The organism is Enterobacteriaceae bacterium ESL0689, assembly GCA_029433525.1.
In the GTDB taxonomy this organism is placed as follows: Bacteria; Pseudomonadota; Gammaproteobacteria; order Enterobacterales; family Enterobacteriaceae; genus JAQTIF01.
The window spans coordinates 661,212-673,200 of sequence record JAQTIF010000001.1 but is presented as its reverse complement, the minus strand read 5'-3'; the positions used below and the strand labels follow the sequence as shown (position 1 = coordinate 673,200).

13 protein-coding genes and 1 riboswitch are annotated in these 11,989 nt (G+C 52.4%); of the genes, 8 read left to right on the top strand and 5 right to left on the bottom strand.

The genetic code is table 11. From position 1 onward, the window contains the following. Window positions 1–2: 2 nt before the first annotated feature. Genes trmH through gmk form a run of 4 tightly spaced genes read right to left on the bottom strand, consistent with a single transcriptional unit; the run spans window position 3 to window position 3,785 of the window. Complete coding sequence (trmH, locus tag PT300_03360) at window positions 3–692, bottom strand: tRNA (guanosine(18)-2'-O)-methyltransferase TrmH (protein MDF7679700.1); 690 nt, start codon at window positions 690–692, stop codon at window positions 3–5. A 4-nt stretch (window positions 693–696) separates the two neighbouring features. Beyond that, window positions 697–2,811, bottom strand: coding sequence for a bifunctional GTP diphosphokinase/guanosine-3',5'-bis pyrophosphate 3'-pyrophosphohydrolase (spoT, locus tag PT300_03355; protein MDF7679699.1), 2,115 nt, complete (start codon window positions 2,809–2,811; stop codon window positions 697–699). Window positions 2,812–2,829: 18 nt separating this feature from the next. Beyond that, window positions 2,830–3,105 carry a DNA-directed RNA polymerase subunit omega gene (gene rpoZ, locus PT300_03350; protein MDF7679698.1) on the bottom strand — a complete coding sequence of 92 codons (276 nt, stop codon included), beginning with the start codon at window positions 3,103–3,105 and terminating at the stop codon, window positions 2,830–2,832. A 56-nt stretch (window positions 3,106–3,161) separates the two neighbouring features. Further along, the gene (gene gmk / locus PT300_03345; GenBank protein MDF7679697.1) at window positions 3,162–3,785 is read right to left on the bottom strand and encodes a guanylate kinase; all 624 of its coding nucleotides are present in this window, start codon (window positions 3,783–3,785) and stop codon (window positions 3,162–3,164) included. Window positions 3,786–3,984: 199 nt separating this feature from the next. Here gmk and PT300_03340 point away from each other — a divergent pair, with 199 nt between their 5' ends. The 8 genes from PT300_03340 to PT300_03305 all read left to right on the top strand — a co-directional run bounded on the left by PT300_03340 (window position 3,985) and on the right by PT300_03305 (window position 11,154). After that, a complete protein-coding gene (locus PT300_03340) occupies window positions 3,985–4,524 on the top strand; it encodes a GNAT family N-acetyltransferase (GenBank protein ID MDF7679696.1) in 540 nt (179 codons plus the stop codon). A gap of 174 nt (window positions 4,525–4,698) precedes the next feature. After that, window positions 4,699–4,922: riboswitch (cobalamin riboswitch) on the top strand. A gap of 206 nt (window positions 4,923–5,128) precedes the next feature. After that, a complete protein-coding gene (locus tag PT300_03335) occupies window positions 5,129–6,184 on the top strand; it encodes an ABC transporter substrate-binding protein (GenBank protein MDF7679695.1) in 1,056 nt (351 codons plus the stop codon). An 84-nt stretch (window positions 6,185–6,268) separates the two neighbouring features. Further along, entirely contained in the window at window positions 6,269–7,339 is a 1,071-nt protein-coding gene (locus PT300_03330) for an iron ABC transporter permease (GenBank protein MDF7679694.1), read from the top strand. Then, a complete protein-coding gene (locus PT300_03325; protein MDF7679693.1) occupies window positions 7,336–8,145 on the top strand; it encodes an ABC transporter ATP-binding protein in 810 nt (269 codons plus the stop codon). Before PT300_03330 ends, PT300_03325 begins: the two co-directional genes overlap by 4 nt. Window positions 8,146–8,161: 16 nt before the next feature. After that, window positions 8,162–8,602, top strand: coding sequence for a pseudoazurin (locus tag PT300_03320; GenBank protein ID MDF7679692.1), 441 nt, complete (start codon window positions 8,162–8,164; stop codon window positions 8,600–8,602). A gap of 26 nt (window positions 8,603–8,628) precedes the next feature. Continuing rightward, window positions 8,629–9,180: a ubiquinol-cytochrome c reductase iron-sulfur subunit gene (gene petA / locus PT300_03315; protein MDF7679691.1), complete on the top strand. Its 552-nt coding sequence runs from the start codon at window positions 8,629–8,631 to the stop codon at window positions 9,178–9,180. 1 nt (window position 9,181) lies between these two features. Beyond that, window positions 9,182–10,348, top strand: a complete 1,167-nt coding sequence (locus tag PT300_03310) for a cytochrome b N-terminal domain-containing protein (GenBank protein ID MDF7679690.1) — start codon at window positions 9,182–9,184, stop codon at window positions 10,346–10,348. Window positions 10,349–10,350: 2 nt separating this feature from the next. After that, complete coding sequence (locus PT300_03305) at window positions 10,351–11,154, top strand: cytochrome c1 (GenBank protein ID MDF7679689.1); 804 nt, start codon at window positions 10,351–10,353, stop codon at window positions 11,152–11,154. A gap of 49 nt (window positions 11,155–11,203) precedes the next feature. On the opposite strand, the gene PT300_03300 is transcribed toward PT300_03305, so the two are convergent. Beyond that, window positions 11,204–11,926 (bottom strand): RNA polymerase sigma factor FliA, encoded by a 723-nt coding sequence (locus PT300_03300; GenBank protein ID MDF7679688.1) that lies wholly within the window; start codon window positions 11,924–11,926, stop codon window positions 11,204–11,206. Window positions 11,927–11,989 lie beyond the last annotated feature (63 nt).

The window sequence follows — 11,989 nt, the reverse complement described above, 5'->3', positions numbered from 1 at the left end:
CGTTACCCCGCAGCCTGCATGGTGGCCCACCATGCGCTATCGGCTTCAATTTCGCCCTGCGGGTTGATACAGGGATAGGGCAGTCCTTTCCGTTTCGCCACTTTCGCCAGTACCGGATAGCCGCCTTCAAATAGCAGTCGCTGCTGCTCATTTTGCGCCAGCCGACTGGTGGTGTGTGCATACATACCGGCATTTTGCCGCTGACGTTGTGCTTCGTACAGAATCAGCGCGCAGGCCACAGAGACATTGAGCGACTGTACCATGCCCATCATCGGGATAATAATCTGCTGATCTGCCAGCGCCACCGCCTGGGGGCTGATACCAGTCTTTTCCTGCCCCATCAGGATACAGGTGGGACGGGTGTAATCGATATCACGGAAATCAACGGCGCTATCGGTAAGATGGGTTGCCAGCACCTGCATCCCCTGGCCTTTGACATGGCTTATCGCCTCAGCGATGGAGCGATGGGTGTTAACCCGTACCCAGCTATTGCTACCGGCTGCCGTCGAGGCGACAGTACGCATCCGCTGGGCTGGCCAGATAGCGTGTATTTCATGCACACCCACGGCATCCGCGGTGCGGATCACCGCAGAGATATTATGCGGCTTATGCACCTGCTCCATACAGAGGGTCAGATCAGGCTGACGCCTGGCAAGCATCTCACAAATACGTCTGTAACGTTGTGGATTCATACGGTTAATTTCGGTTACGGGTCACTTTTATTACATCCGGCATCACGCGGATTTTACGCATAATATTGGCCAGATGTACACGATCACGGACCATCAGGCGAATAAAGGTGCTGTAGACACGACCATCTTTTTCTTCGGTATTCAGATTCTGAATATTGGAAGAGGCTTCGCTGATCGCGGTCGTCAGGTTCGCCAGCGCACCCTGATGATTAAACATATCGACTTTAATTTCGGTGATAAACTGCTGCGCTATCTCTTTATCCCACTCGACCGCCATAAACTTCTCTGGCTCTTTCTGATAGCCACGAATATTACGGCAGGACTCGTGATGAATAACCAGCCCTTTACCGGGACTGATATGGGCAATAATCGGATCGCCCGGGATAGGACGGCAACACTTGGCAAAGGTGATCAATACGCCATCAGCGCCTTTAATCGGCAGATTACCGTGGCTGGTGTTCGGTGTTGAAGGCGGCAGATTTTCGCCCTGCTGCAGATTTTTTGCCACCACCACACTCATGGTATTACCCAGACCGATTTCCGCCAGCAGATCATCAAGACTGGCCAGTTTCATCCGATCCAGTTCGCGCTGAATATCCTGTGGTGGAATTTCAGCCAGCTTATGGCTCCCTCCCAGCGCATGATTGAGCAAACGACGTCCGAGACTGACCGAATCATCACGTTTTAAGTTCTTCAGTAACTGACGAATTTTCGCCCGTGCTTTTGAGCTGACCACAAAGTTCAGCCATGCGGCATTGGGACGCGCACCGGGAGCGGTGATAATTTCTACCGTCTGACCACTGGCCAGCGGTTGTGACAGGGGATAAGGCTGGCGATCGACACGCGCCCCGACACAGGCATGGCCGATGTCGGTATGGACGGCATAGGCAAAGTCTACCGCCGTCGCCCCTGCGGGCAGCTCCACAATGCGTCCTTCCGGGGTAAAAACGTAAATCTCATCCGGGAACAGATCGGATTTTACGCTCTCGATAAATTCAAAGGAGCTACCGGCGCTTTGCTGAAGTTCTATCAGGCTTTGCATCCAGCGCTGAATACGAATTTGCGCGGCGGTGCTATTTTCGCTTCCCGATGTTTTATAAGCCCAGTGTGCCGCCACTCCCATCTCGGCCATCTGATCCATATCTTCGGTGCGGATTTGCACCTCAACCGGCACGCCGTGGGGCCCCACCATTGAGGTATGCAGCGATTGATAACCATTGGCTTTGGGAATGGCGATATAGTCTTTCATGCGTCCAGGACGAGGCTTATACAGATTATGCATCTGGCCTAATACCCGGTAACAGGTATCGGGATCCTCAACGATCACCCGAAACGCATAGATATCCATGATCGAGTGAAAACGCTGCTCTTTCAGCACCATTTTGCGGTAGATAGCGTACAAATGTTTTTCGCGACCGCTCACCCGACAGGCAATTCCCGCTTCCTGCAAACGGCCTTCGATTTCAGCGAGGATTTTCTGGATCATCTCTTTACGGTTGCCACGCGCCGCTTTCACCACCTCTTTGATAACCCGATACCGGTTCGGGTATAGCGCTTCAAAGCCCAGCTCTTCCAGCTCTGTTTTGATGTGATGAATTCCCAGTCGATGCGCCAGTGGGCTGTAAATCTCCAGGGTTTCACGGGCGATGCGGCGGCGTTTATCCGGACGCAGGGCACCCAGCGTGCGCATGTTGTGGGTGCGGTCGGCAAGTTTAATCAGGATGACCCGAATATCCTGCACCATCGCCATTACCATCTTGCGAAAGTTTTCGGCCTGCGCCTCTTTTTTATCGCGAAATTTGAGTTTATCCAGCTTCGATACCCCCTCTACCAGCCGGGCAACGCTATTACCAAAGCGCTGCTCGATATCCTGGTAAGTGGTGGAAGTATCTTCAATCACATCATGCAACAACGCCGCCATCAGCGTTTCATGGTCGAGCTTCATCTCAGCCAGAATACAGGCCACCGCGACTGGATGCGTGATATAGGGTTCACCGCTTGAACGTGTCTGCCCCTCGTGAGCATCACGTGCAACAAGATAAGCCTGACGAAGACGCTGGATTTGATCTTCCGGCAGATAGTTTTGAATCCGTTGATTCAGACTTTCAAACAGATACAAGGGCGACCCGCTGAATGATTAACGACGACCTTCGGCAATCGCAGTCACAGCCTGTAATTCAGCGGCTTCCTGCTCCTGTTGTTCCTGACGTTCGCGAATATCGAGGATCTGGCTGTTAATCAGTCCACCTTCAATTTCACGCAGGGCAATCACGGTGGCTTTATCGTTTTCTTCCGCCACCAGCGGATCTTTTCCGCCTGTCTGCATCTGGCGAGCGCGCCGCGCAGCGACCAGCACCAGATCAAAACGATTACCAATTTTCTCTACAGCGTCCTGAACAGTGACACGTGCCATATTTAAAGTGCTCCACAACAGATGAAAAAATGACTGGGCATAATACTGAATGTGCTTCAGTCTGCCAACAACTTGCTGATTAACTCGCTATGCCGCTGCCTCTGGCGACTCATGCGCAAGCGTTCAGCGCGAATAATGTTTGTCAGATCGCTTAATGCGGTGGCGAAATCATCGTTGACAATCAGATAATCATATTCAGCGTAATGACTGATCTCTGCCACCGCCTGTGCCATACGTCTGGCAATGACGGCTTCGCTATCCTGACCACGACCACGCAGACGACGCTCCAGTTCATCTTTTGAGGGCGGCAGGATAAAAATAGTGCGTACATCCGGCATTTTTTGTCGGATCTGTTGCGCCCCCTGCCAGTCGATATCCAGGAACACATCGACCCCGGTCCCCAGCACCTGCTCGATGGTTTCGCGCGAAGTGCCATAATAGTTGCCAAAGACTTCCGCGTACTCAAGAAATGCGCTCTGGCTGATCATGGTTTGAAATTCTTCATGGTTAACAAAGAAATAGTGTTCACCATGAACTTCACCCGGACGTGACGCACGTGTGGTATGCGATACCGATACCTGAGTATCATAGAGCGGTTGGTTCTTCAATAAAGCCTGAATCAGGCTGGATTTACCCGCACCACTCGGCGCGGAAACAATATACAGTGTGCCTTGAGCCATGAACGTTTGGTATGTGAATGTCAAAAAAGAGATTACATACGACCTTATTATACACAGCAGCACGACGGGTCACACGTTTTGTGCTGCTTTCTTTAGCGCAGGTTTATCGCATCACCGACAGGAGAAGAGAATAGCGGCGACGGCACTGCGGCAGAATAGCACATAATAGCGCCCAGATGGGCCAATCAGGAACATGATGATGATACCTTTTACCTTACGCGCGATGACAACCGCCGATATTCCGGCCGTACGGGCATTCCTTTTTAAACACCTGCAGTTATTTTTCAACCGCAGTGGCGAGATGCCCGCGGCCGATCAGGACATTTTTCATCTCGAACGCCAGTTTATTGTGCCGCAAAGAAATATCCTGTTCGGCGCGTGGCGTGAAGATCAGCAATTAATCGCGACCCTTGCTGTCTGCCAGTACGATGACCGCATCACCGAGTTGCAGGGCCGTTTTGCTTTATCCACGACAGCAGAGATTTGCCGCTGCTATGTCGATCAACATTATCGTCAGCAAGGCATTGGTCGTCAGTTATTCGCGGCGGCAGAAAAATTTTGTCAGCAACAGGGCTACAAAACTTTATATTTACATACCCATCATTTTTTACCTGGCGGTTATCCGTTCTGGTTACGAAACCATTTTCAGGTCATTATGGATATGCACGATCAATGGCAACTGGTGCATATGGCGCGAGAGATCACATTATCAGATAAAACCGCCGATCATTATTTATAATTTTTTGACTGTGCTCACTGTTTTTAATTTAAAAGATTTAGCGCCGATGCAGAATGCGAATAATATCTGGTCATTATTTATTCTTTAATATTTATTACGTTTTGCTGACAAATAAATTAACACTGACCTGCATTTTTTTAAGTGATTGACGGGCCTCCCCCCGGTCATTAGAATCATTATTGATAGCAATTCAGTGCATTATTATGGTGCTGCTGAACTGGAATATGGTGCGAATGATTGATTTCAATGCCATAACTGCCCCCGCAACTGTAAACGGATGCGGAATATCCTTATGTGCGGTTAGTTCACCGCAGGTCATTGTAAAGCATATCTTTATGGGAAGGCTAATATTCTGATTACTGTAAGTCAGGAGACCTGCTATCACTATTTTTATCATGCAGTGGACGGGGTGATCCATCAGATGATTTTTTGACATAGGGTATCGTGGGTGGAAAAAGATTTTCCGCAACATTATCGGGGCTTTTTTTACCGATAATGATTCTGCCACTGCACGCCTGCCTGTCAGTCATTTATCGTCATTGCCCCGCCCGATATAACACAAATTTCAGCTCGCCAGGCTGTTATATTCACAGGACGATAATTCATGCACACCCGTATCTTCTCTTTCCGTGCTAAAAAAACATTTCTGACGATTGCCAGCGTCAGCGCCTTATTGTTGACTTCCGGTTTTGCCAGCGCCGCCAAAACGCAATATCCACTGACAATTAAAAACTGTGGCCGCGATATTACATTTCAACAGGCACCGCAAAAAGTGGCGACCGTCGGCCAGAACAGTACCGAAATTCTCTACGCGCTGGGACTGGCGGATCATATTGCCGGAACATCGCTGTGGTTTGGCCCGGTGCCGGACGCCTATCAGGCGGTCAATAAAAAAGTGCCGCTGATTGCCGAAAATATCCCCAGCTTTGAAGGTATCGTGGCTAAAAAGCCTGACCTGGTCGCCAGTCAGTTTGAGTGGCAAATTGGCCCGGCAGGTACGGTGGCCTCTTATGAACAGTTTAGTGAGCTGAAGATCCCGGTCTATACCGCCCCCGCTGATTGTGCCAAAGATAACAACGATGGCGGCGACGGCGTGCGTAAGAATATGTTTGATATCAAACTGGTGTATCAGGAAATCAGCGACCTGGCACAAATATTCGATGTCCAGGAGAAAGGCAATGCGCTGATTGCCAGCCTCCAGGCGAGAGCCGCAGTAGCGAAAAAGAAAATCGCTCATAACGAGAATCAGGTTTCGGCGGTATTCTGGTTTTCCAGTGCCGATCTGCAACTTGATCCTTACGTTGCGGGAAAACTGGGGCCGGCCGCATGGATAGCTGAGACGCTGGGGATAAAAAACGTGATTGATTCAGCGGAAGAGTGGCCCACTGTCGGCTGGGAAACCATCGCCAAAGCCAATCCGTCGGTGATTGTCCTCGGTGAAATGAGTCGTCGCCGTTTCCCGGCCGATGACTGGCATGTCAAGATGGACTTCCTGAAATCCGACCCGGTGACCAAATTGCTGCCTGCGGTCAAAGATAACCATCTGCCGGTGATTGATGTCCAGACCATGAATGCCGGGATCAGAACGATCGATGGCTTAGAGAAGCTCGCGGATGATTTGGTCAAATATGGCCTGATGCGCTCACAGCCAGCCAGCTAATCCCCAGCTAATCCCCAGCTAATCGATGTATGACGCTATGCCCGCATAAAGGGTATAGCGTCCGGATAATCAGGAACATTATTGATGATGCGTGATTCGCTCAGAACACGTTACGCTGTTGGCCGACTGGCGATGCGAGTCGGTGGCTATGCCCTTGGGGTCAGCATACTGATGTGCTGTGCCCTGCTGGCGGGGATTTCGATTGGCGAAACCGTTATTCCCTGGCGTCATGTCCTCAGCACCCTGGCCAACCAGCTGTGTGATACCCACTATCCTGTCGACCCGCTGGATGCCGGTATTATCTGGAGCTATCGCCTGCCCCGTGCTGCTGTCTCAGCCTGCTGTGGTGCCTGCCTGGCGGTATCCGGGGTGGTACTCCAGTCGCTGTTACGCAATGCGCTGGCTGAGCCCTATCTGCTGGGCATTTCTGCCGGAGCCTCCACAGGGGCGGTATTGGTCACCCTCACCGGGCTGGGCGCCGGGCTGATCAGCATGTCATCCGGGGCTTTCCTCGGAGCGCTGATGGCGTTTTTATTCGTCGCTTTACTGGCGGCAGCGGCCAGTGGCAGGCACGGCGGCGCGATCACCAGTCAAATCATTCTTGCCGGTATCGCCAGCTCGCAGCTTTTCAACGCCATCACTTCTCTGGTTATCACTCACTCGGCCAATGCGGAGCAGGCGCGTGGCATCATGTTCTGGCTGCTAGGTAACCTCAGTGGGGTACGCTGGCCGGATGTGTTTTTAGCATTGCCGACAACCCTGGTGGGGCTGATTGTCTGCTTTGCCTGTGCCCGTCATCTGGATGCTTTCTCTTTTGGCAGCGAATCGGCGGCGGCGCTGGGTATTCCGGTTAAACGCACAAGAACCGTGCTGATCGTCGCGGTGACCGGGATGACAGCGATTATGGTCTCGATCGTCGGGGCGATTGGTTTTGTCGGTCTGGTGATCCCCCATGCTACCCGCTTGCTGGTCGGCAATCAGCACCATCGTCTGTTGCCAGTCAGTGCGCTAATCGGGGCTATTTTCCTGATTATTGCCGATGTCATCTCGCGTACTTTGTTGCCAGGACAGGTACTGCCTATCGGCGTGATCACCGCACTGGCGGGTGCCCCGGCGTTTTCAATCATTCTGATAAGAGGAAAGCCGATCCGATGAGCCGCCATTGTCAACAACCGCAAGGGACTGAGGCAGCCGAGGTTATCGCCACACATGATCTGTGCTGGCAGGTGAAAGGTAAAAACATCGTTGATCATGTCTCGCTGTGCGTCAATCGTGGCGAGTTTGTCGGGATTATCGGTGCCAATGGTTGCGGCAAAACCTCGCTGATTTCACTGCTGGCGGGGTTGCGTAAACCGACGGCGGGCAGCATTACCCTGCAACACCAGGCGCTGACGCACTATTCACGTCGCCAGCTGGCGCAACAGATCGCCTTAGTCGAACAACAGGCGGACACCAGCGAGCGACTGACCGCTTTCCAGGCGGTTGCCCTCGGTCGCACACCGTGGCTGAGCCTGCTCACCCCGTGGTCGACGAAAGATGACGAGATTGTCGAAGCCATGCTGGAAAAAGTGAGTCTCCATCAGCGGCAACACCGTTACTGGCATACCTTCTCCGGTGGTGAAAAACAGCGCCTGCATATCGCCAGAGCACTGGCACAACAGCCACAGTTACTGTTGATGGATGAACCGACAAATCATCTTGATATTCAGCACCAGATAAGCCTGCTCAATCTGGTAAAACAGCAACAACTGACGATTATCGCCGCCCTGCACGACCTTAACCATGCCGCCATGTTTTGTGATCGTATCATCGTGATGCAGGATGGGTGTATTGTGATGCAGGGTTCCCCCGCTCAGGTTTTTAACCGCGAAAACCTCCGCGCCTGGTTCGCCGTTGAAGCGACGGTTGAGCATGATCCAGAAGGAATAAGCTGTTTTATTCGTTATCACAAACCGTATTAATACTAAGGAGTCACTTATGAAATATCTTAGCCAGGGTCTGAAGATATTATGTTTACTGGCGATAAGCACTTCCGCTTTCGCACAAACCTACGAAGTGTTGATGAAAAATCGGGGCGCAGCAGGGCCGATGGTCTATGAGCCGGATTATCTGGCGATTCAGCCGGGCGATAGCGTCAAATTTATTCGTACCCATAAAAGCCATAATGCGGCTTCGATCGCTGAACTCTCTCCAGCGGGCTACAAAGGCTTTGTCGGCAAAATCGACGAAGAGATAGAAGTCAAGTATGACCAGCCGGGCTTTTACGGCATTAAGTGTTCACCGCATTATGCGATGGGTATGGTGATGATGATTAAAGTCGGCGATGCCACGCTGCCAGATAGCTATCGTGCATTCAAAGCGCCGGGGGTCGCCAATAAGCGCTTCCAGCAAATTTATTCACGTATCGATCAGCAGTAAGCGGTGATTTGCAGGGAGAACATGCGGTGGCAGATAACAAAAAGAGTGGCGATGAGATTCAGCAACAGCGTCGGCAATGCCTGTGTAACATCACTAAGATAGTCGGTGCCGCCGGTGTCGCGGCGGCGGTCTGGCCGCTGGTTTGTGCCTTAGGCCCGGATGAAAAAACCGTCGCTGAGGGTGAGCCGATCGACATTCCGCTGACCGATATTGCCGCCGGGCAAACCATCAGGCGAGTCTGGCAGGGAAAGCCGGTTTTCATCCATCATCGTACTGCGGATGAAATTGCCGCCGCGCAGATGGCCGATCAACAACAACTGCTCGATCCTCAGGCCGATGGCGAGCGGGTTCACAGCGCTTATCCTCAGTGGCTGGTGGTGCAGGGGGTTTGTCCTCATGCCGGATGCGTACCCAATGCCAGAGCCGGGGGGCAGGGCTGGGTATGTCCGTGCCACGGCTCTGAGTTCGATACCTCGGGACGGGTCACGCGCGGCCCGGCAACGGCCAATCTGGCGATCCCGGACTACGCCTTTTATCCCGACGGTCAAACACTACGCCTTGGCGTAAAGGCAGTCTGAGATGAGCGGTAAAGGGTTCTCTTTCTCGTCACTTCGCCTGCGCATCCCCTTTCCCCGCTCGGTGGCCGGGATGTGGCTTTTCGCTATCGGGGCTATTTTACTGCTCATGCTCGGCGTGCAGATCGTGAGCGGTATCATTCTGGCGATGTTTTATGTCCCCACGGCGGAGCAGGCGTTTGACTCGATCATTCATATCATGCGCACGGTCAAACAGGGTGAGCGGGTGCGTGATATCCACGCGATTGGCGCGTCACTGTTCTTCTTTGCCTGCTATCTGCATATTTTTCGTGCTATGTACTATTGCGTGTATCGTAAACCGTGGATAAAAATGTGGCTGATTAGCGTGACGCTGTATCTGCTGCTGATGATCACCGCCTTTCTCGGTTATAGCCTTATCTGGGGACAAAAAAGCTATTGGGCGGCCACCGTTATCACTCACTTTGTGCGCGATATCCCGCTGGTAGGCGAGACGCTTTATCACTATATCATTGGCGGCTATACCCCGGGAACCGCGATGCTGGGTCGCTTTTTTGTCCTGCATTTTATTATTCCTTTCGTCATCATCGTGGTCATGCTGTTCCATATCCGCACGGTACGCGCGGCGTTTGCGCAGGCGATGAAAAAAACCTTCAGTCCAAAAGAGTCCAGTCGTCTGCTGTTTGATTACACCATCACCCATAGCGACGCGATCAAAATCACCCTGTTCCTGATGCTGTTCACATGGTTTTTATTCTTTGCGCCCCACTATCTGAGCAGTGCCGATAACTTTATTGCTGCCGATCCGCTGGTAACGCCAGCGAAGGTGGCGCCGGAGTGGTACTTCCTGCCCTTTTTTTCTATCCTCCGCTGTTTTCCGAATGAGTTAGCCGGGCTAATCGCGATGTGCGCCGCGATCCTCGTGTTCTATTTTCTGCCGTGGCTGGATACTTCGCGCGCCCGTTTCCGTCATTACAGTCGCCTTGTCAAATGGGGCTTCTGGCTGTGGGTGATCAATGCCTGCTTCCTCGGCTGGCTCGGCTCGCAAGCGCTGACCGGGCCTGATCTGACTGGCGGTTTTTACAATGCAGAGGGCTGGACCCGCGCCGCTTCGCAACTTTCCACTTTCATCTGGTTTGCCTGGTTTTTAATCGTGCTACCCTGCCGCCGTTTTCTCGAAAAACAGGAGTGATAATGAAACGACTATTATCCTTCACTCTCTTTTGTGGATCACTGCTGATAACCGGTCTGTGTGGGGCCAAAGAGCTGACCCCGGTCAGGCAAGACTGGAGCTTTAGCGGTATCAACGGACAGTATGACAAAGCGCAGCTACGGCGCGGTTTACAGGTGTATGAAAGCCAGTGCCGAGCCTGTCACAGTATCAAATACCTGACGTTTCGCCAGCTAACTCGCGCGGGTGGCCCGGAGCTGACCACCGAAGAGGCACAAAATATCGCCAGCGGCTATCAGTTTACGGATATTAAAGAGGATGGTCAGCCTGCGGAGCGCCCTGGAACGCTGAATGATACCTTTATCTCCCCTTTTCTCAATGTCCAGGAGGCACGGTATCTTAATCATGGTGCCGAGCCAGTAGACCTGAGTTATATCGTTCGCGCCCGCAGTTATGATCGCGGCTTTCCCCGGTTTTTACTGGATGCTTTTGTGCCCTATAGCGATCAGGGTGCCGATTATGTTTTCGCCCTGCTAATCGGTTATTTGCCCGATGATGACGAAATGAAAACCAATCGTTACTTTCCTGGCGGCGTAATCAATATGGCAAAACCGCTGAACGACGGCGATATCCAGTGGCAGCCGCCACTGCAAGCTGCCGAAACGGAAGAGCAGTATGCGAGAGATATCACCGCTTTTCTGGCGTGGGTGGCCGATCCGGATCTCAGCGCACGCCAGCAGCAGGGGACTTACGTGATGATTTATCTTGCACTGATGCTGGGCTTACTCTGCCTGCTATGGCAGCTGAAAAAACGCTCAGCGCCATAAGCGCTGGGTTACCCTGCCTCTCCGGGTCAAGGGAGGAGGGGCAGGATGATCAGGGTTCATTGGCCAGCCGCGCCCGTAAACGCTTGATAGCCTGGCTGTGCAACTGACTGACACGGGATTCGCCCACTTCCAGCACTGCGCCAATCTCTTTCAGATTAAGCTCTTCCTGGTAATACAGGGTCAGCACCATTTTCTCTCGCTCAGGCAGCATATCGATGGCGTTAATCACCCGCTGACGCATATTCTCCTCCAGCAAGGTATATAACGGATTCGCTTCCGGATGCGCTTCGATCCCGTTTTCGACGCTATCACCATGTTCATCATGCCACTCATCCCAGGAAAAGAGCTGGCTGTTATTGGTGTCTAACAGGATCTGTCGGTACTCTTCCAGTGAAATATTCAGCGCACTGGCAATTTCTGGCTCGCTGGCCGGACGGCCGTGTTGTTGTTCGAGTTGCTGCATCACTTTTGTCACTTCCCGCGCATGGCGACGTACACTGCGTGGCACCCAGTCACGGCTGCGTAACTCATCCAGCATCGCCCCGCGAATACGCTGCACCGCGTAGGTGGTAAAGGCGGTTCCCTGTAGGGCATCATAGCGCTCAACGGCATTTAACAGTCCGATGCCGCCCGCCTGCAACAAATCATCCAGTTCGACGTAAGACGGCAGCCGCACCTGCAGACGCAGCGCCTCATGACGCACTAACGGGGCATAGCGCAGCCAGAGGGAATTTTTATCCATTACGCCTTCAGCGGTATACAGATCACTCACGATTGATTAAACCTGTGAAGAGAACAATCAATGCCATTATGCGGAGGGGGAAAGATGCCAACT